25 protein-coding genes are annotated in these 19489 nt (G+C 61.8%); 4 read left to right on the forward strand and 21 right to left on the reverse strand.

The genetic code is table 11. The annotated features are described in order from the left end of the window. Nucleotides 1-62: 62 nt before the first annotated feature. The 9 genes from EGN72_RS16835 to EGN72_RS16875 all read right to left on the reverse strand — a co-directional run bounded on the left by EGN72_RS16835 (nt 63) and on the right by EGN72_RS16875 (nt 7639). Nucleotides 63-1079 carry a DNA-directed RNA polymerase subunit alpha gene (locus tag EGN72_RS16835; RefSeq protein WP_127049701.1) on the reverse strand — a complete coding sequence of 339 codons (1017 nt, stop codon included), beginning with the start codon at nt 1077-1079 and terminating at the stop codon, nt 63-65. A 120-nt stretch (nt 1080-1199) separates the two neighbouring features. Continuing rightward, nucleotides 1200-1589, reverse strand: coding sequence for a 30S ribosomal protein S11 (gene rpsK / locus EGN72_RS16840; RefSeq protein ID WP_127049703.1), 390 nt, complete (start codon nt 1587-1589; stop codon nt 1200-1202). A gap of 13 nt (nt 1590-1602) precedes the next feature. After that, nucleotides 1603-1971: a 30S ribosomal protein S13 gene (gene rpsM / locus EGN72_RS16845; protein WP_127049705.1), complete on the reverse strand. Its 369-nt coding sequence runs from the start codon at nt 1969-1971 to the stop codon at nt 1603-1605. Nucleotides 1972-2152: 181 nt separating this feature from the next. Continuing rightward, nucleotides 2153-2806, reverse strand: a complete 654-nt coding sequence (locus EGN72_RS16850) for an adenylate kinase (RefSeq protein ID WP_127049707.1) — start codon at nt 2804-2806, stop codon at nt 2153-2155. A gap of 9 nt (nt 2807-2815) precedes the next feature. Next, on the reverse strand, nt 2816-4171 hold the full coding sequence (gene secY / locus EGN72_RS16855) for a preprotein translocase subunit SecY (RefSeq protein ID WP_127049709.1): 1356 nt from the start codon (nt 4169-4171) through the stop codon (nt 2816-2818). A 110-nt stretch (nt 4172-4281) separates the two neighbouring features. Then, a complete protein-coding gene (gene rplO, locus EGN72_RS16860) occupies nt 4282-4761 on the reverse strand; it encodes a 50S ribosomal protein L15 (RefSeq protein ID WP_127049711.1) in 480 nt (159 codons plus the stop codon). A gap of 172 nt (nt 4762-4933) precedes the next feature. Beyond that, nucleotides 4934-6490, reverse strand: coding sequence for a trimethylamine methyltransferase family protein (locus EGN72_RS16865; protein ID WP_127049713.1), 1557 nt, complete (start codon nt 6488-6490; stop codon nt 4934-4936). A gap of 105 nt (nt 6491-6595) precedes the next feature. After that, nucleotides 6596-7294, reverse strand: coding sequence for an HAD family hydrolase (locus EGN72_RS16870; RefSeq protein WP_127050496.1), 699 nt, complete (start codon nt 7292-7294; stop codon nt 6596-6598). A gap of 63 nt (nt 7295-7357) precedes the next feature. Then, entirely contained in the window at nt 7358-7639 is a 282-nt protein-coding gene (locus EGN72_RS16875; RefSeq protein ID WP_127049715.1) for a DUF3572 domain-containing protein, read from the reverse strand. 173 nt (nt 7640-7812) lie between these two features. Between EGN72_RS16875 and EGN72_RS16880 the strand changes: the two genes are divergently transcribed. Then, entirely contained in the window at nt 7813-9174 is a 1362-nt protein-coding gene (locus tag EGN72_RS16880; protein ID WP_233587170.1) for a diguanylate cyclase, read from the forward strand. A 119-nt stretch (nt 9175-9293) separates the two neighbouring features. On the opposite strand, the gene EGN72_RS16885 is transcribed toward EGN72_RS16880, so the two are convergent. The 4 genes from EGN72_RS16885 to EGN72_RS16900 form a co-directional block, all read right to left on the reverse strand. Beyond that, complete coding sequence (locus EGN72_RS16885) at nt 9294-9821, reverse strand: periplasmic heavy metal sensor (RefSeq protein ID WP_127049719.1); 528 nt, start codon at nt 9819-9821, stop codon at nt 9294-9296. 3 nt (nt 9822-9824) lie between these two features. Next, nucleotides 9825-10178, reverse strand: a complete 354-nt coding sequence (locus EGN72_RS16890) for a dihydroorotate dehydrogenase (protein WP_127049721.1) — start codon at nt 10176-10178, stop codon at nt 9825-9827. Nucleotide 10179: 1 nt separating this feature from the next. Then, the gene (locus tag EGN72_RS16895) at nt 10180-10779 is read right to left on the reverse strand and encodes an RNA polymerase sigma factor (protein WP_127049723.1); all 600 of its coding nucleotides are present in this window, start codon (nt 10777-10779) and stop codon (nt 10180-10182) included. A 91-nt stretch (nt 10780-10870) separates the two neighbouring features. Further along, nucleotides 10871-11401: an EF-hand domain-containing protein gene (locus tag EGN72_RS16900; RefSeq protein ID WP_127049725.1), complete on the reverse strand. Its 531-nt coding sequence runs from the start codon at nt 11399-11401 to the stop codon at nt 10871-10873. Between the two features lie 214 nt (nt 11402-11615). Here EGN72_RS16900 and EGN72_RS16905 point away from each other — a divergent pair, with 214 nt between their 5' ends. Further along, the gene (locus tag EGN72_RS16905) at nt 11616-12008 is read left to right on the forward strand and encodes a DUF983 domain-containing protein (RefSeq protein WP_127049727.1); all 393 of its coding nucleotides are present in this window, start codon (nt 11616-11618) and stop codon (nt 12006-12008) included. Further along, a complete protein-coding gene (locus EGN72_RS16910) occupies nt 12001-12702 on the forward strand; it encodes an NUDIX domain-containing protein (protein ID WP_370323333.1) in 702 nt (233 codons plus the stop codon). The genes EGN72_RS16905 and EGN72_RS16910 overlap by 8 nt, the downstream gene beginning before the upstream one ends. 5 nt (nt 12703-12707) lie before the next feature. On the opposite strand, the gene EGN72_RS16915 is transcribed toward EGN72_RS16910, so the two are convergent. Genes EGN72_RS16915 through EGN72_RS16925 form a run of 3 tightly spaced genes read right to left on the reverse strand, consistent with a single transcriptional unit; the run spans nt 12708 to nt 14747 of the window. After that, nucleotides 12708-13604 (reverse strand): DMT family transporter, encoded by an 897-nt coding sequence (locus EGN72_RS16915; protein ID WP_127049731.1) that lies wholly within the window; start codon nt 13602-13604, stop codon nt 12708-12710. A gap of 20 nt (nt 13605-13624) precedes the next feature. After that, entirely contained in the window at nt 13625-14551 is a 927-nt protein-coding gene (locus tag EGN72_RS16920) for a fatty acid desaturase (RefSeq protein ID WP_127049733.1), read from the reverse strand. After that, a complete protein-coding gene (locus EGN72_RS16925) occupies nt 14544-14747 on the reverse strand; it encodes a DUF2061 domain-containing protein (RefSeq protein ID WP_127049735.1) in 204 nt (67 codons plus the stop codon). The genes EGN72_RS16920 and EGN72_RS16925 overlap by 8 nt, the downstream gene beginning before the upstream one ends. 101 nt (nt 14748-14848) lie before the next feature. Here EGN72_RS16925 and EGN72_RS16930 point away from each other — a divergent pair, with 101 nt between their 5' ends. Then, complete coding sequence (locus tag EGN72_RS16930) at nt 14849-15697, forward strand: helix-turn-helix transcriptional regulator (RefSeq protein ID WP_127049737.1); 849 nt, start codon at nt 14849-14851, stop codon at nt 15695-15697. Here EGN72_RS16930 and EGN72_RS16935 read toward each other — a convergent pair. The 5 genes from EGN72_RS16935 to EGN72_RS16955 all read right to left on the reverse strand — a co-directional run bounded on the left by EGN72_RS16935 (nt 15694) and on the right by EGN72_RS16955 (nt 19467). Next, complete coding sequence (locus EGN72_RS16935) at nt 15694-16185, reverse strand: lipocalin family protein (protein WP_127049739.1); 492 nt, start codon at nt 16183-16185, stop codon at nt 15694-15696. The genes EGN72_RS16930 and EGN72_RS16935 overlap by 4 nt on opposite strands. Further along, entirely contained in the window at nt 16173-16607 is a 435-nt protein-coding gene (locus EGN72_RS16940) for a hypothetical protein (protein ID WP_127049741.1), read from the reverse strand. Before EGN72_RS16940 ends, EGN72_RS16935 begins: the two co-directional genes overlap by 13 nt. Before the next feature lie 70 nt (nt 16608-16677). Further along, complete coding sequence (locus EGN72_RS16945; protein WP_127049743.1) at nt 16678-17721, reverse strand: aldo/keto reductase; 1044 nt, start codon at nt 17719-17721, stop codon at nt 16678-16680. Between the two features lie 142 nt (nt 17722-17863). Continuing rightward, a complete protein-coding gene (locus tag EGN72_RS16950; protein WP_127049745.1) occupies nt 17864-18484 on the reverse strand; it encodes a nucleoside triphosphate hydrolase in 621 nt (206 codons plus the stop codon). After that, the gene (locus EGN72_RS16955) at nt 18481-19467 is read right to left on the reverse strand and encodes a type I glyceraldehyde-3-phosphate dehydrogenase (protein WP_127049747.1); all 987 of its coding nucleotides are present in this window, start codon (nt 19465-19467) and stop codon (nt 18481-18483) included. The genes EGN72_RS16950 and EGN72_RS16955 overlap by 4 nt, the downstream gene beginning before the upstream one ends. Between the last annotated feature and the right edge of the window lie 22 nt (nt 19468-19489).

The following is a 19489-nucleotide window of genomic DNA, read 5'->3' on the forward strand; positions in this document are numbered from 1 at the left end:
ATGCCCATGTTTTCCCCGGCAGATCCGGGCATTTGCGGGGGGCGTTACCGCCCCCCAAACTCTTAGAACTGGTCCTCAAAGCGCTTGGCCAGATCTTCGATGTTTTCTGGCGGCCAATCCTCGACGTCCATGCCAAGGTGCAGGCCCATACCCGACAGCACTTCCTTGATTTCGTTCAAGGACTTGCGGCCAAAGTTCGGCGTGCGCAGCATTTCGGCTTCGGTTTTCTGGATCAGATCGCCGATATAGACGATGTTGTCGTTCTTCAGGCAGTTCGCAGAACGCACCGACAGTTCCAACTCGTCGACCTTCTTCAGCAGCAGCGGGTTGAATTCCAGCCCGTCATCCACATCCGAACGCGTCGCCGATTCCGGCTCGTCGAAGTTCACGAAGATCGACAGCTGGTCTTGCAGAATGCGCGCGGCATAGGCCACAGCATCATCCGGCGTCAGCGAGCCATCGGTTTCGATTTTCATCGTCAGCTTGTCATAGTCCAGAACCTGACCTTCGCGGGTCGGCTGCACTTCATAGCTGACCTTTTTCACCGGCGAATAGATCGCATCAATCGGGATCAAGCCGATCGGCGCATCTTCGGGGCGGTTCTTGTCAGCGGAAACATAGCCCTTACCGGTGTTGACGGTCAGTTCCATGAACACGTCAGCGCCATCGTCAAGGTGGCAGATCACGTGATCCTTGTTCAGCACTTCGATCCCCGAGGAGTCAGAGATATCGCCAGCGGTCACAACGCCCGGACCCTTGGCGGAAATCGACAGGCGCTTCGGCCCTTCGACATCCATGCGCAGGCTGACGCCTTTCAGGTTCAGAACGATGTCGGTGACGTCTTCACGCACACCCGCGACCGAGGAGAACTCGTGCAGAACATTGTCGATCTGGACGCTGGTGATGGCTGCACCTTGCAGCGAGGACATCAGCACGCGGCGCAGCGCGTTGCCCAGCGTCAGGCCAAAGCCACGCTCCAGCGGTTCAGCGATCACAGTTGCCGTGCGCGACGCGTCCGGGCCGGGGTTAACCACCAGCTGCGTCGGTTTGATCAATTCGGCCCAATTTTTGTGGATCATGCGTATAGCCTCCATACCTGTCTTCTGCCCATGTCCCTAAGCAGTCGACGCCCGAGGATGTAGAAATGCCGAAACCGGGCCGTGCGCAGAACGCGCGCGGCCCGGTGATAACGAATAGCCTTAGACGCGGCGGCGCTTTGGCGGGCGGCAGCCGTTATGCGCGATCGGCGTCACGTCACGGATCGACGTGATGTTCAGACCGGCAGCAGCCAGCGCGCGCAAAGCCGATTCACGGCCCGAACCGGGGCCCTGCACTTCGACTTCCAGCGTTTTCACGCCATGCTCTTGCGCCTTGCGGGCCGCATCCTCAGCCGCCATCTGGGCAGCGTAAGGGGTGGATTTACGCGACCCCTTGAAACCCATGGTGCCCGAGGAGGACCAGGAAATTGCATTGCCCTGAACGTCAGAGATCAGGATCTTGGTGTTGTTGAACGAGGAATTCACATGCGCAACGCCAGCGGCGATGTTTTTGCGTTCCTTGCGCTTCATACGGGTCTTATCGCGTGCCATATCTCAGCGCCCCTTATTTCTTCTTGCCAGCAATGGCCTTTGCAGGGCCCTTGCGTGTGCGTGCGTTGGTATGGGTGCGCTGACCGCGGACCGGCAGGCCACGACGGTGGCGCAGGCCACGGTAGCAACCAAGGTCCATCAAGCGCTTGATGTTCATCGAGGTTTCACGACGCAGGTCACCTTCAACGGTGTAGTTTGCGTCGATATGTTCGCGGATCGCGAGCACTTCGGCATCCGAAAGCTCGTTCACGCGGCGGGTGCGGTCAATGCCAACCGACTCACAGATCAGCTCTGCGGTGTGGGAACCGATCCCGGTGATATATGTCAATGCGATGGGGACGCGTTTCCCCGTCGGAATGTTTACGCCAGCAATACGAGCCACGCGCTTTTCCTTTCGTTGCGGTTCCGTGATACCAGAACCTTTTTTCACAACCCAAAGGCGGCGTATCCGCCCTTGATGATTTCGTTTACGATTTTCAGAGACCCAAACGCCGAAACGATTCCCTTGCGGGACGCCGTGCAATATGGGGTTTTGCCCCGCCCGTCAAGGGCGACAGGCAGGATTATTGCGCGCCGTCAAGCACTTTGGAAATCGCCGCCGACACCGCATCCATTTCAGCCAGCCCATCCACCGAGGACAGCTTGCCCTTGGCATAGTAATAGCCAATCAAGGGCGATGTCTTTTTGTAATATTCCAGCAGGCGCGTGCGCAGCGCATCGGCATTGTCATCGGCCCGGCGCACCATCTTGCCCGAACCGCAGTCATCGCAGACACCATCCACTTTGGTCGGGCGGGTCTGGTCATGATACACAGCCCCGCAATCGCCGCAGGTATAGCGCCCGGTGATCCGCGCGACCAAAGCCGCATCATCCACCTGCATCTCGATCACCGCATCAAGCGACTGACCCAGATCGGCCATCAACTCGGCCAAGGCATCCGCCTGTTTCAGCGTGCGCGGAAAGCCATCAAAGATGAACCCGCCGCCCGCCTCGCCCGTCAGCTTTTCGCGGATCAACCCGATCACGATCTCATCCGTGACCAGCTCGCCCCGCTCCATCACTGCCGCGACCTTCAGGCCCATTTCAGAGCCTGAGGTTTTCGCCTCGCGCAGCATGTCGCCGGTGGAAAGCTGCACCATATTGCGGCCCTCGACCAAACGCTTTGCCTGCGTGCCTTTGCCAGCGCCGGGCGGCCCCAGAAGGATGATGTTGATCATGCTGCCCCCTTAGCGCCGCGATGGTGCAGGCTTACCCCGCTTTTTGCCGCGCAACTGCGACTTCTCGATCAGGCCTTCATATTGATGCGCCAGTAAATGCGATTGCACTTGGTTGATCGTATCCATCGTCACCGACACCACGATCAGCACCGAGGTGCCGCCAAAGTAGAAGGGAATCGCAAACTGGTTGCGCAGCACTTCCGGCAACAGGCACACAGCAGCCAGATAGGCCGCGCCCAGCACCAACACCCGGTTGACCACATATTCCAGATATTCCGCCGTCTTTTTGCCGGGCCGGATACCGGGGATAAACCCGTTCTGGTTTTTCAGGTTATCGGCCACATCATCCACTTTGAACGCCACGTTCGCGGTATAGAAATAGGCAAAGAACACGATCATCGCGACAAAGAACAGCAGATACAGCGGCTGCCCCGGCCCGAAATAGGCCAGAATGGTCGACATGATCGGCCCGGTCTGCGCCCCCGAGAAGGTCGAGATCGTGACCGGCAACAGCAGCAATGACGAGGCAAAGATCGCCGGGATCACGCCTGCCGGGTTCACTTTCACCGGCAAGTGGCTGGACCCGCCATCATAAACCTTCATGCCCACCTGACGGCGGGGGTATTGGATATGGATCTTGCGCAGCGCACGTTCCATGAACACCACAAAGGCGATCACGGCCACGACCATAACCATTACACCGATAATCACGGCAGGCGGCAGCGCGCCCGACTGGCCTTGGCTGAAGAATTGCGCCAAAGCTGCCGGAATTTCCGCCACGATACCCACAAAGATGATCAACGAGATGCCGTTGCCAATGCCGCGCGCGGTGATCTGCTCACCCAGCCACATCAGGAACATGGTGCCGCCAACCAGCGTGATCACGCAGGCCAGCTTGAAGAACAGCCCCGGATCATGCGCCAAACCACCCGCCTCGATCGACACCGCAATGCCCCAGGCCTGAAAGGTTGCAAGCGCAACCGTGCCGTAACGGGTATATTGGTTGATCTTTTTCTGGCCCTGCTGGCCCTCTTTCTTCAACTGCTCCAACTGCGGCACCATGGCCGTCAGCAATTGCACGATGATCGAGGCCGAAATGTAAGGCATGATCCCCAGCGCAAAAATCCCCATCCGGGAAATCGCGCCACCGGTGAACATGTTCAACATGCCACCAATGCCCGAAGACAGATCCTGCATGAAGTTCCGCAGCGCGGTGCCATCAATGCCCGGCACCGGGATATAGGTCCCGATGCGATACACGATCAGCAGGCCGATAGTGAAAAAGATGCGTTGGCGCAGGTCGGTCGCTTTTCCAAGCGCCCCCCAGCTAAGGTTTGCCGCCATTTGTTCCGCAGCTGATGCCATGGTTAAATTTCTCCACAGGCGCTAAAGGAAGCGCCGCCAAACCGTTTTCCGGTCGGCGGCGCGAGAAAACTTATAGGGATGTAAGCCGTCTTGCGGCGGCTCACAACCTCTTATTCAGCCGCAGCCGCCACAGGTGCCGCAACCGTGAGGCTGCCACCGGCTTTTGCCACCGCTTCAATCGCCGCAGCCGACGCACCGGTCACGATGATCGTTGCCTTGGCTTTCAGCTCGCCCTTGGCCAGAACGCGGATACCGTCCAGCTTTTGCTTGGTCAGACCGGCCGCGATGATCGCGTCTTCGGTGATGTCGGCTTTGATGTCCAGCTTGCCCAGGTCGATGAACTTCTGGATCAGGCCCAGGTTCACAACGGCATAATGCTTTGCATTCGGCTTGGTGAAGCCGCGCTTCGGCAGGCGGCGATACAGCGGCATTTGCCCGCCTTCATACCCACCAATAGCCACGCCCGAACGCGATTTCTGGCCCTTGATACCACGGCCAGCGGTTTTACCCTTGCCCGAGCCCGGACCACGCGCCTTGCGCTTTTGCTTCTTTGCTGCGCCTTCATTGTCGGCGAGTTGGTTCAATTTCATGTCGCTTCTCCTATTGCCGGATGTGACCCCCAGCGACGGGAGCGGCCAAACACGGCGTTTCTTGTTGATTCTTGTGACCATGACAGGCCACCGGGGGCGTATAGAACCAATGCAGCCCTATCGCAAGCCAGTTTTCCCTGTGCCAAAGGGCAAACGGACTAGGCCATCCGTGTCAGAAATCCGTCGGCGCCCCGCCCGCTTGTTTGCGTTGGGCGACAAAGCGGGCAAGCTCCTCGCGGTGATCTTCGTTCATTTCGGGGGCCTCGAACTCTGCCAATATCTGCTTGTAGATCCGATGTGCCCGCTCTGGCGTCCAGACTGCGCCATCTTGCTGCCATGCCTCATAGTTCCGCCAATCTGAGGCAAAGGGCGCATAGAACGCGGTTTGATAGCGGTCTTGCGTGTGCTGGCAACCAAAGTAATGCCCGCCTGCCCCCACCTCTTTGATCGCGTCAAAAGCAAGGTCTTCTTCGGTGGTGGCGAATGTCGCCTCCTCAAAGTAGCGCTGGATCATCTGGAGCACTTCACAATCCATGATGAACTTCTCAGGGCTGGCAATCAGGCCGCCCTCCAGCCAACCCGCCGCGTGATACACCATATTGGTGCCCGACTGCACCGCCGCCCACAGACTGTTGGAGGTTTCCCACATCGCCTGCCCGTCCGGCACATTGGCCGCACAAACACCCGAGGACCGCAGCGGCAGCTTGTAAAACCGCGCCAATTGCCCTGTCATCTGCGTGGCCCGCATATATTCCGGGGTGCCAAAGGCCGGCGCGCCGGATTTCATATCGACATTGCTGGTAAAAGTGCCAATCGCCACCGGGCAACCGGGGTTGATATATTGCAACAGCGCAATCGCGGCCAAAGCCTCGGCAATGCTCAACGCGACCGCACCCGACATCGTCACCGGGGCCATCGCCCCCGCCAGCGTGAAGGGCGTCACCACAACCGGTTGCCCGCGCTTGGCCAGACGCATCGCGCCGTCCAGCATCGGGTAATCATGCTTCAACGGGCTGACAGAGTTGATGTTGGTATACATCCGAGGCTTGGCATCGAATTCCGCATGGGAAAGCCCGCCTGCCAGCCGGGTCATCTCCATCACATCTTCCACACGCTCCGCGCCCAGCGAATAGGCATGCACCACCTTGTCCGTCAGCGTCAGCTTTTCATACAGGCAATCGAGGTGACGGACCGAAGGGTGAATATCAATCGGCTCCACCGGATAGCCGCCCGCGATATGGATGCAGTTGAAATACTGCGTCAGCTTCATGAACTCCTTGAACGTCTCAAAGTCACCCGACCGCTTGCCCCGCTCCATATCCCAGGCGTTGGGCGGGCTGGAGACGTTGACAAACAGCATATGCTTGCCGCCGACGATCAATTCCCGGTCCGGGTTGCGCGGGGTGATGGTGAAGCTTTCGGGCGCATGGCCCAGCATTTCCATCACGAAATCTTCGTCCATGCGGACGTTTTCGCCATTCACCCGACAGCCCGCCTGTTTCAGGATCGCCACGGCATCGGGGTTCAGAAACTCGATCCCGATTTCGGACAGAACCCGCATGGCGGTGCGGTGAATGGCCTGCACCCCATCGGCGTCCAGCGGCTCCACCGGGCGGTCGGGGTTGATGGGCAAGCGCCACGGCATCTGATCAATCGCAGCATTCCCCGCGCGGGTCTTGTTGCCCGCACGCCCACCGGCCCTGCGGCGGCGCCCTGCTTCTTCGGCCATGAAAACACTCCGTGCTGCGTGTCGATGTGCCAAGAATGACCGAAGCCGCCCGGAAATGAGCACTCAAACCGCGACATATTCAGGTCGTTTTTGGTGCCTGAATGGTCACGACGTTGGGCAAAGCCCGTCAATCCACGCCCCAAGTGCCGCGATATCGGGCAAAACCGCATCCGCATGGGGGCGCAATTCCTCGGCTTTTGCGATACCGGTCAGCACCGCCACCACACGCATGCCCGCAGCGCGCCCCGCGATCAGATCATGACGGCTGTCGCCCACCATCACCGCACGCGCCGGATCAATGCCCACCTGCCGGGCAAAGGCAAGGCACATCCCCGGCCCCGGCTTGGCCCCATGGCCGGAATCCTGCCCCGCCACGAAATCGAACAGGTCCAGCACATCATGCGCCGCCAGATGCGCGCGCGCGGGGCTTTCGGCATCATTGGTGGCCAAGCCGATCTTCAATCCACGGTCGCGCAACGCCCCCAGAACCGGGCGCAGGGGCACCGCAGGGGCCATCGCCGACAGTTCCGCCATCGCGTTCAACCGCTCGGCCAACTGGGGCTGAGTGTAGCCCGTCAGATACGGCAGGATTACGGCAGACACCTCATCCGAGGTGCCCGCGATCACCGGGCTGTCTGGGTGAAAATCCCGCGTCTTGATGTCATAGCCGATGGCGGCCGCCATTTGGGCCGCGTGCGGCGCATCCTGTGCCAAGGCTTCCAGCACGCGCTGCGCCCAGCCGCTCCAGCTTAGGCGGAAATCGAACAGCGTTCCGTCCTTGTCAAACACCACACCGTCAATCATCGCCGCCCCCCAGTCCATCACTTTGCAGGCACCATGCCCAGCGCGCAGTCGGAATGCAACGGCTCAGGTCCAGTTGATCTGCTCACCACCGGGCAGGCCCGCGCGCGCCTCCATCGGGGCCTGATAGGGCAGGTTTTCGGCATCACAAAAGGCGATGACCCATGCGTCATCCATCAGGATGAAATCCAGAACCGACCCAAGGAACGCGGGCTGCCCCGCATTTTTGACCAAATCGTTAACCGATGCGCCGCTCGCCCCCAGAAAAACCGGCAGCAATTCGTCATTCGCAGCCAGCCATCCCAGAGCCTGCAAAGCAATCGTTTCGGCGTATTCTTGCCTGTTCATCAGCGGATTCTTTCCTATTTGGGCCTGTTTTGGGGCAAATTGAGAGTCTTAACGGTCTTTGTTCTGTTTGAATTAAAAATCGCAAGAATTTCTTAACCAAATAGCGGGAAAGATGATCAGAACATTACTCGTGAGACCTTAGAGGTATCTCAATGTCTGGCAAAATTCTCATTGTGGATGATGTTGCGACCAATCGCATCGTCTACAAAGTCAAGCTCGGCGCAGCTTGTTATGCCCCGTTGCTTGCAGCGGATGGCGCGGGCTGTCTGACGCTTGCAAAGCAGGAAAAGCCGGATCTGATTCTGTTGGATCTGGCGTTGCCCGATATGTCTGGCACCGAGGTGCTGCGCCGCCTGCGCGCAGACCCGGCAACCGCCGCCATTCCCGTCGTGGTGTTTTCATCGGAAGGCGGTCGCCAGGCCCGGATGGAGGCACTTGCCGCAGGGGCCGATGACTATCTGACCAAATCGGTGGATGATCAGACCCTGATGGCGCGTCTGCGCAGCTTGCTGCGTGACCGCGAAGAAAGTCAGGGGCTGCATGGCGGGGGCGGTTCCATCCGCTCTTTGGGCTTTGCCGAACCTGCCTTGGGCTTTCACCTGCCCGGCACGATTGCCCTTGTCACCCAACGCCCCGAAACCGCCCTGCGCTGGCGCCGGGAACTGGGCGGGCAGGTGCCCGACAGTTTGCAGATGATCTCACGCGAGGCGGCTTTGGCCGAACCGGCCCTGTCACCAATGCCCGATGTCTTTGTCATCGAATGTGATGCACAAAACCCGATGGCCGGGCTACGGCTGATGTCTGAACTGCGCTGCCGGACCCAAACGCGCCATGCCGCCATCTGCATCGTGCAAAGCGCCCCCGGACCCGGTGATGCGGCCATGGCCTTTGATCTGGGCGCCAATGATGTGGTGACAGCCGAAGTGGACCCGCGCGAATTCGGCCTGCGCCTGTCGCGGCTTCTCAACCGCAAGCGCGAGGCGGACCGCATTCGCGCCTCTGTTCGTGACGGGTTGCGCCTTGCTTTGGTCGATCCGTTGACCGGGCTTTACAACCGCCGCTATGCCCTGAACCGCTTGGCCGAAATCGCAGGACAAGCGTGGGACAGCAAAACCCCCTACGCCGTGATGGTTCTGGATATCGACCGGTTCAAGGATGTGAATGACGGTTACGGCCATGCCTCTGGTGATGCGGTGCTGACAGAGGTCGCGCGCCGGATGGCTGCAAATGTGCGGGCGGGTGATATGGTCGCCCGTATCGGCGGTGAGGAATTCCTGATTGCCCTGCCAGAGACTGATCTGTCCATGGCCCGGCCCATTGCCGAACGGATTTGCCGCGCGATTGAGGGGATGCCTTTCGCCCTGCCCGGCTTTGCACCCTTGACCGTAACGGCCTCCATCGGGCTTGCGATCTGCAACAGTGGCACCGCCTGGCAACAGGAAGACGTGGCCGACGTGATTGACCGCGCAGACCGCGCCTTGTTGGTGGCCAAATCAGGCGGGCGCAACAAAGTAACCATCAGCAACGCCGCCTAAGGCACAGGGGCGGCCCCAGTAACGCGCACCCTCCGGCCATGAAAAAGGCCGGATGATCCGGCCTTCCGCACAACCTGAATGGAGCATCTGGGCAGGCCAATACCCCCGCCGCGCACCGCTTACTGGCGCGGCGGCTCTGGCTTGCGCTCTTTGCGGTCGCGGCGTTTCAGGCTGTTTTCCAGCCGGTCGGCAAAGGCCGCGCGCTCTGCTGCGGGCATCTTTTCCAGATGATCCAGAATGATCGTCTGCCCCAGCGCCTGACGTTCGGCCATGCGCGCGGCCCCGGCTTCCAGATTGGCGCGCAGGGCGACGGCATCAAACGGCTCTTGCCGCAGCAACTCCAGCACACGCTGCAAATCCTCGCGCATCTGCCGGCGATCGTCTCGGATATCGGGTTTCGCCTGACCATAGGCGCGGCGCAGCGCCTTGCGGTCCTGCTCATCCAGCGCTTCGGTAAAAAGCCCGAAGCCCACATCGCGCGCCGCGATCTCGGGGCGTTGCGGACCGAAGCGGCCCAAGGCCGCACCACCGACAACGCCCAGAACCGCAAGGTTCAGCGCCAGCGACACAAACAGCAAGGCCCGCCCCCATCGGAAGGGCGGCTTGCCAGAAGCCAAAGGCGCGTTGGGTTTGTTCGTTTCGTTCATATCCTACCCTTCCGTCAGGAAGTCGTCGAAGGCGGGAAGCACATCCACCGTTTCATATATTGCATCATCGGCCCAAAGCACGTCGGTAAAGGAACTGACAGCCGTTGGCTGGGCAAAGCCAATCCAGACGCCAGCCAGCGTTGCCGTTGACAGCCCCGCCAACGCGCCCGCCCCGCCCAATGCCGTAAGGATCGAGGACCAGAGGCTGACCCGCGCCACAGGTGCCCGCGTCACCACCGCCGCGCGCGGCAGATGCGCCTCGGCATCCGCCATCACCCGCGCCATCAGATCGGATGACACCGATGCCGGTTGGCGCTGCGCCACTGCGAAAAGATCGTCCAGATCGCTGTCATTCATTTCAGCTTCCTTCCTCATATCCCAATTCCGCCCGGCGCCCCGACAAAGCTGCGGCCAAAGCCCGCTTTCCCCGCGCCGTCAAACTTTCAACCGCTTCCACACCGATGTCCATCACCTCGGCAATCTCGGGGTTGGAGAACCCTTCGATATGCCGCAGCACAACGGCTTGGCGCTGGCGGTCTGGCAATGTGTCCAAGGCGGCATTCAGCGCCTTCATCCGGTCACTATCGACCAATTCCGCCTCGGCGCTTTTGGCACCGTCTTCCACTTCGGGCGCGTCATCGAGACCAACTGCCCGGCGACGTTTCACCCCGCGCATGCGGTCGGTGCACAGATTGGTCACCACCCGAAACAGCCAGGTTGACACCTTCGCCTCGCCCGGCCGCCATTCCGGCGCGATGCGCCACAGCCGCAACATGGCCTCTTGCGCCACATCCTCGGCCTCGGCCCGATCACCGCCCAACATGCGCGCGGCATAGCCAAGCACACGCGGCAAATGGCGGGCCGCCAATTCCCGCGCAGCCGTGCCATCGCCATTGGCGTAAAGCACCAACAAGGCGTCATCCGGCGCGTCTGAGGCGGTGTCGAAGGGCATTTGCATCCTATCGCACTAACGATACATCATTCTAACTTCAATTCGGATTGTCTGGCCCCCGCCCGCAAACGGGGCAAAGCGGGGGCCAAACCATGGCTTATTTATCGTCGCGGTTGTGCTTGCGCTTGCCCTTGTCGCCGCGCTTGCCGTCACGTTTGCCGTCGCGCTTGCCCATCTTTTCCTTGGCCGCATCCGCTTCGGCCTTGGAAATGGCACCGTCATCATCGGTGTCGATGCGGTCAAACATCCGGTCCCCGCGATCTTCCGGTGCCGTCATTTCCGCGACCGACAGCACGCCGTCCTTGTTGGTGTCCTGACGTTCGATCATGCGCTTGGCCATAGCGGCCTCGCGGGCTTCATCCTGCATCTTCCGGCCTGCGATCAACTCGGCTTCGGACAGATTGCCATCCTTGTCGGTATCCATCGCTGCCACTTGTGCGGCGCGGAAGGCGGCGATTTCTTCTTTCGTCACCTTGCCATCAGCGTTGCCGTCCATCTCTTCGAAGGCGGGCATCATCGCGCCCCGGTCCCCGCCGCGCGGGCCCATTTCGGCATTGGCAACGGTCGAGAAGCTGGCAGCGACCATGGCGGCCAAGGTTACAGCGGTCAAAACTGTTTTCGTTTTCATCTTGTATTTCCTGTCTGCTCTGAAAGGCCTGTTTGCCTTCCTTCATGCTTCTCAAACGCGGCTTGGCGGGGTTTCCGTCGCCAGAGGGTAAAGTTTTTTGCGACATCCCGCCGCAAGGCAGAACTTGGCCTCTACTTTTCGGGCAAGACAGGCTATGAGGGGCCTTTGCAGATGGGGTGCCGGTCCGTCCGCACCGCAATGACAGGACGACGCGATGACCGATCAGACCATAGACCTTGAAGAAGAGCGCCCGGTGGGCGAGGCTTTGCGCCGGGGCTGGCGCTGCCGTTGCCCGAACTGTGGGCAAGGGCCGCTGCTGCGCGGTTATCTGACGGTGCGCGGCAGTTGCGCTGTCTGCAACGAGGATTTCTCGCCCCAGCGCGCCGATGATGGCCCGGCCTATCTGACGATTCTGATCGTCGGGCATCTGATGGCCCCGTTGATCCTGTGGGTCTTTACCACCTACCGCCCGGACCCATGGGTGCTGGCCTCGGTGTTTTCGGTGGGCACGGTGGCCTTGTCGCTGTTCTTGTTGCCACGGCTCAAGGGCATGGTGGTGGCGATGCAATGGGCGCGCCGCATGCATGGGTTTGGCAAGCGTGGCTGAAACCGCAGCCCCTGTGGTGGATAAAACCGCCATCCGCCATGCCGCCACCATTGTTCTGTGGCGCAGCGGCGCGCAGGGGCAGGCGCAGGTTCTGATGGGGCAACGCGGCGCGGCTGCCGCTTTCATGCCGTCGAAATATGTGTTCCCCGGCGGCGCGGTGGACCCGGCCGATGCCGACGTCACCTTGGCCGATACCCTGCCCGCCGCAACCCGCGCCCAGCTTGCCATGGATGCCACGATCGCGCCCGAAACGCTCGCCGCCGCCGCGATCCGCGAGCTTTGGGAGGAAACCGGCCTTGCCCTCGGCCTCCCCGGCACCTGGCCCTCCCCCCCCGCGGATGAGGGGCATGATTGGGCTGGGTTTGCCGCGCGCGGTTTGCTGCCTTCAGCGCAGCATTTGCATTTCATCTTCCGCGCCATCACCCCACCGGGTCGCCCTCGCCGCTTTGACGCGCGGTTTTTTCTGGTGCCTGCCGATGCCGTTGCCGGGGATGTGAATGATTTCAGCGCCGCCTCTGATGAACTGTCGCATCTGCATTGGATTGATCTGGCCGAAACCCGCAGCCTCGATCTGCCCTTCATCACCGAAGTGGTCTTGGCCGAAGTGGCCGCCGTTCTGGCCGATACCAGCACCGCCGGCGTGCCGTTCTTTGACAATTCCGGCCCGCGCCCCTTGTTCCGCCGCCTTGGCTGAACCGGTCAGGCCAAAGCCACGATCAGGATGATCGACAGGGCCAGCAGGCCCATTCCCACCACCTCACGCGGTTTCGGCTTTTCGCCAAAAACCAGCATCGACACGAGGATGGAGAAGATAAGCTCCACCTGCCCGACCGATCGCACATAGGCCGCGTTTTGCAGCGCAAAAGCCGTGAACCAACCCAGCGAGCCCAGAACCCCCGTCACCCCCACCGGCAACACCGCCCGCCAAGCTGCCAGAACGCGCGTCAACTCCCCCGCTTCGCGCCAGCGCAGCCACAGCACCATGACAAAGGTTTGAAACGCGGTCACACAAGCCAGCGTCAGCAGGGCGCGGAACAGCGGGTCGGCATTCGCCACCTCCAGCGTTGCCCCGCGATACCCAATCGCCGAAGCCCCAAACAGCGCCCCCGCCATCAGGCCCAACACCGTGGCCCGGTTGAAAATCTTGCCCGCCACCCAGCCTTCGGGCGGGCGCGACAGCAGCAAAACCCCCGCCAACCCGATCAGGATCGCGACAATCCCCATGCCCGAGACGGCCTCGGCCAGAAACACCGCCGAAAACAGCGCGACTTGCACGGTTTCGGTTTTGGTAAAAGCGATGCCCACGGCAAAGCTACGTTCGGAAAACAAGGCAACGGTGCAAAAAGTGGCGATGATCTGCGCTACCCCGCCCGCCGCAGCAAAGCCCCAGAACACCGGGCCAAGCGGCGGCAGCGCATAGCCGCGCGTGGCCATCAACACCGCCACCCCGGCACAGGCCAAGGGCACCGCGAACAAAAACCGCGAAAATGTGGCCCCACCGGTTGAAAGCCCAAGCCCTTTCAACCGTTTTTGCAGCATGAATCGGATGGTCTGCACCGCAGCCGCCGCGATGGTGGCGATAACCCAAAGTTCCATGCGCCCTGATGGCACGCGCCCTAACGGCTGTCGAGCGGTTCCGCGCAGCCAGTCGGATAAAGCGGATGCGGCACCGGGTCTTTGGCCCGCAACAGATGCGCCCGGAACACCGCGCCATAGCCGGAATAGGCGTATCCGTCATTGCCCGCCAGAAACTCGGCCCGCCGCGCGGCATAGATCCGGGGCAGATGATACCACGGCACCCCCGGATGGCAGTGATGCACTGAGTGAAGATTATTGTTCAGAAACAACAGCGACAGCGGGCCACGATCTTCGACCACCACAGTCCGGGCGCGGGCCACCTCATGCGCGCGATGTTCCAGAAAGGTGCGGATTTTCAGGATGGCATGGCCCAGATAGGCCGCCAGCAGATAGGCCCAGAGCGGCATCGCCGCCCACCAAAGCCACAGCACCACCGGAACCAGCCCCAGCGCGTGCAAGGCCCAATCCCGTCGCACCCCCGGCGCATTGGCGCGAACCAGCCGCGCCTCGGTCAGCAGCCAAAGCGTATTGCCGATGATCGGCCCCAGAACCACGCGGCCCAGAAGCGTGTTATTGGCCCGAAACAGCGCCTGCACCGGGCGCGGCAAACCCGCCCAGACTGCGGGGTCGAAATAATTGCTTTCAGGGTCGTCATAAGGGTCGGTCAAGGCCGGATCATTGTGATGTGCCAGATGCGTATCGCGAAACCGCCCGTAAGGCACCGTCAGGGTCAGCGCCGGGCTGACCAAAGCCTCATTCAGCCATTTGATGCGGAACGGGTGGCCATGCAGCGCTTCATGCTGAAGCGAGGAAAACTGCGTGATCGCAACCCCGGTCAGCACGATCCCCAGAACCGGGCTTGCGCCATAGGCCAGCGTGGTCCCAACACCCCAAAGCGCATAGGTCGCCAGCAGAAGCAGCAGCGTTTGCCATTCAACCCGCGCGATCTGGATGCGGTCAGACATGCTTGCCCCAACCGATCCGCGCCCAAAGCCGCTCATAGGCAATATAGGCCACAAAGCCGACCGCCATATTCGCAAGCGCCAGCCCACCCGCCAGCCCCGCCGACCCGGTAACGGCCCAGCCGATCACCAGCATCGACAACAGGCCAACCGCTTGCCAGACCAAAGCTTTTACCACACTGCGACGACGGCTTTCCATGCGCACTCCTTCACCTTGCGAAAAGGATTAGCGCCGCCCCAATTGGTGCGGTAGTCTGGATATGCGCAATGTTTATGGAACAATGTTGAGTTTAGTCACCAATGCAGAATAAAAACACTCGCGCCCAGATGTTTCGCGACCGGTTAGAGGCAGGGATGACCACCGCCGCACTGTCGCAGGCGCGTTTGGCGCGTCTGGTGGGGGTGGACCGGTCTACCATCTCGCAGCTTTTGGCCAAGGGCAGCACCCGCCTGCCCAATGCGCAACTGGCCGCTGAATGTGCCACCGCCCTGCAAGTCAGCGCCGATTGGTTGCTGGGCCTGACCGACCGTCCCGAAATGGGGGCGGAACTGCTGGCCGCCTCGCTGGCCATGACCGAGGCCCCGCGCGCGCTGGTGGATGAACAGATCTTCAATTGGCACCGAGAGGCGGCGGGCTACAAAATCCGCCATGTGCCCGCCACCCTGCCCGATATGCTGAAAACCGATGCCATGCTGCGCTGGGAATATGACCCGCATCTGGGCAAAAGCACCGAACAAGCCATCGGTGCCTCGCAGGACCGTCTGGAATGGATGCGGGCCTCCCGCTCGGATTACGAGATCGCCTTGCCGCTGCATGAACTGGCCGCCTTTGCGCAGGCAAGCGGGTATTACCACGGTTTGCCGCCGGACCTGCGGCGCGCGCAACTGGACCATCTGATCACGCTGACCGATCAGCTTTACCCCTCGCTCCGGCTGTATCTGTTCGATGCGCGGCGCGTGTATTCGGCCCCGGTCACAGTGTTCGGCCCGCTGTTGGCGGTGATCTATCTGGGCCGCCACTATATCGCCTTTCGCGATTCCATCCGGGTGGACAGCCTGACACAGCATTTCGACTGGCTGGTGCGCGAGGCGGCCTTGGGCGCGCGGGATGTCACGGCGCATCTGCGCCATCTGCGATCAACCCTTTAGCGCAAGCGCGCCAAGGCATAGCCGTTCCACTCCAACACCTCGCGCGCGGCGCGCAACCGGTCGGAGGGCAAGGGGCCATCGCGGTTCAGGATAAAACCGAACCGCCCCGAAGGCGTGCCGATGACCAGCGTGCGATAGCCGACATCCGCCCAGATCACCCACCACGGCTCGCCGCTGGGGGCGGCAAAACGGCCCGGCCCCGTGGCCCGCAAAGCCCCGTTGAAGGGCGTGGGCACCCCGTTCAGGCACAGCCGCGCCCGAATCTGCAACCCGCTGGCCGTCTGGTTGATCTCGGCCCCGCCCGGTTTGCAGGCGGGGGCATCGGCGGCAGCAAATTCCGCAACCTGCACCCAGCGCCCGTCAAGCCGCGCATTGTCCAGCACCGCGTTGGAATAAATCTGCGTTGACGGATCGCGAAACCCTGCAATCGGCGCGGGTGATTTGGCGACACAACCTGCCAGTAAAACCAGCGCGATCAATCGATACATAGATCCACCTGAACGCCATCCTCTTGCAGGATGGATTGGCACCCGAACAAGGGTTTTGCCGGGGCACAGGTGCGCGACCGTGCAAGGCACACCCCTTCGCAATCGCTTTCCTTGCGGCATTGCTTGCCACCGTCACGCGTCGGCATCTGGCAGGTTAAGGCGCCGGATTTGCCCAAGGGCACATATTTGCCGCCCTTCTTTTCACAGGCCAGATGCGCCGCCGATTTTGGCTTGGCCACCACGGCGGGCTCTGGTTCCGGTTCCGGCTTTGAAACAGGCGCGGGCGTTGCGGGTTTCACTGGTGCCTCATTGCCCGGCGCGGGGGCCGCACCGATGGGCGCAAGCGGCGTCACCTCGACCGCGGGGCCTTGAAGCGCAGCAGGTGGCGCGACATCGCTGGCAGGTGCCTTGCTCCCGCCCATTTGGCAACCCGCAAGCGAAAGCACCACCCCAAGCGCGGACAACAGGCGAAGAAAGCCCCCGGTCGCCATGTCAGAACGGGGCCGGATAAAGGCGATGGGCGGCGTCAATCTCCTCCAGCACCGCCTCGGACAAATGCAGATCAACCGCGCCGATATTTGTGCGCAACTGCTCCAGACTGGTCGCCCCGATGATCGGGATCACCGGAAAGGGACGGTTGCGCACAAAGGCCAGTGCCATCTGAATTGGGTCCAGCCCATGCCGCGATGCAATCCCCAGATAGGCCGCAACCGCCTCAAACACACGCGGGGTGACGCGGCCGCCCAGTTCTGGCGTGTTCACCCGGCGCGTGCCGTCCGGAATAACCCCGCCCGCGTATTTGCCCGTCAGCAACCCAGCGGCGAGCGGCGAAAAGGCCAGCAAGGGCATATTCTCCATCGCGGCAAATTCGGCCCAATCGGTATCAAACTGACGGCACAGCAGCGAATATTCATTCTGCACGCTGGCCATGCGCGGCAGGCCCATTGCCGCCGCCAGCCGCAGCCAGTTCGCCGCCCCCCAGACGCTTTCATTCGACAGGCCAATCGCGCGGATCTTGCCTTCCGCCACCAGCTTACCCGCAGTTTGCAGCACATCCGTCATATCGGCGAAAATATCGGCAGGCGGGGTGGTCTGCGGCGCATAGGTCCACATCTTGCGGAAATGATAAGAGCCACGGTTGGGCCAGTGAATCTGAAACAGGTCGATGTAATCTGTCTTCAGCCGCTTCAGCGAGGCTTCCACCGCTTCGCGCAGCACCGCCCCCGTCACCGGGGCCCCGCCGCGCACATAGCCGTTACCCTCCCCCGTGACCTTGGTGGCCAGCACCACCTTGTCGCGCCCGCCATTGCGCGCAAACCAATTGCCGATCACCTCTTCGGTGCCGCCAATGGTTTCGGCCCGCACCGGATTGGTCGGATACATTTCCGCCGTATCCCAGAAATTCAGCCCATGCTCCAAAGCCATGGCAATCTGGTCATGCCCCTCACGCTCAGAGTTCTGCGAGCCCCAGGTCATCGTGCCAAGGCAATATTCCGACACCATCAAACCGGTAGAGCCGAGCGGGATCTGTTTCATCGGGCGCCTTTCTGTTTACGCAGCATCGCCGCGCAAGGTTGCATCATTTTGACAGAGGCGCAAGCGGATGCAGGGGCGCAGGCACAAGCCGGGGCGGCCAATGAATCCAACCGCTTAAGCGCCTGCCGCGCCGGGTTTCGCCCTATGTATCGCCTTGCGTGACGCAAATATCGGCCGGGCCGGACTGTTCCAGCACACGCCGCGCATTGGGGATATCATTGCCCAGCGCGCGCGCCCGCGCTGCCGCCTCTGACAGGCCAAAGCCGCGCCAACGCGCAATCAGCCGCGCCTCCAGTTCCACCATCGGCACGGCGATCTGCACCGTGACATCCCAAAACCGGGCAAGGTCGCGCCATGGGGCCTCTTGCAACAGCAGGTAATTGCCTTCGACAATCAGAATACGGTCGGCAGGCCCCACAACCGCAGCCCCCGCCACCGCAAGATCACGCGCGCGGTCAAAGCGAGGGATGATCACCTCCGGCTCTGCCTTCAGCCGCGCCAGAAGGGCTGCAAACCCTGCGACATCAAAGGTTTCAGGCGCACCTTTGCGGGGCCGCAATCCGCGCGCATCCAGAATGGCATTGTCCAGATGGAACCCATCCATCGGCACCACCACCGCACCCGGCACCTGCGCGGCAATGGCCTCGGCCAAGGTGGATTTGCCAGCCCCCGGCGGGCCTGCCACCGCCACCAGAACGCGTTGCCCCGGCGTTTGCGGCAGCGCGGCTATGGCTGCGGTGATCTGGTCGATATCCTTGGTCATGCCAGTCCTTTCAGGCGGATCGCCATATCCAGCATCCGGTTGGAGAACCCCCATTCATTATCATACCAGCCAAAGACACGCAGCATCCCGCCTTGCGTTACCCGTGTTTCCGGGCAGGCCATCACGATGCTTTCGCGCCGCGCCCGCAGATCGGTGGACACCAGCGCCTTGTCCGTCGCACCGATCACCCCGCCTGCGGCCCGAAACGCCGCGTTGACATCGGCCACAGCAGCGGGCCGCTGCGTCATTACCGCAAGGTCCACCGCCGAAACACTCGCCACCGGCACCCGCACCGCCGACCCTTCGATCCGGCCTGCAAGCGCGGGCAAAACGTGATCCAGCAGGCGCTGCGCCGAAGTGGTCGTCGGCACCATAGAGACAGCCGCCGCCCGGCTGCGCGCAAAATCGGCGGCAGGCGCGTCCACCGTGGGCTGGCTGCCGGTATAGCAATGGATCGTGGTCATGGACCCGGTGACAACGCCCCATTCCGCCTCCAGCAAGGCGATCAGCGGGGCCAGCGCATTCGTGGTGCAGGACGCGTTGGAAATGATGCGGTGTTCGGGCAACAGCCCCGCCTCATTCGCCCCCAGAACCACCGTAAAATCGGCAGCCTTGGACGGGCCAGACACCAGAACCCGCTTTGCCCCGGCCCGTGCCCCGCGCGCGGCCATTTCGCGCCCATCCGCGCGCCCGGTGCATTCCATCACCAGATCGACACCGCGCAGATCAAGCGTGGAAATATCGGCCACCCGATGCAGCGGCAAGGCGCGCCCGTCGATCACCAGATCGCCGCCCTGCATCGCAACTGTGCCGCGCCACGGGCCGAAAACGCTATCAAACTCAAACAGATAGGCGCACATGTCTGGGGTGGCGATATCATTGATGCCCACCACCTCCAGCCCCGGCCAGCGGTCCGGTTGCTGCAAAAAGGCCCGCAAGACCGACCGCCCGATCCGGCCAAATCCGTTGATGAATACCCGCATATGGCACCTCCGTTCTATCTGT

Source organism: Pseudorhodobacter sp. E13, from assembly GCF_003991405.1.
Taxonomy (GTDB): domain Bacteria; phylum Pseudomonadota; class Alphaproteobacteria; order Rhodobacterales; family Rhodobacteraceae; genus Pseudorhodobacter.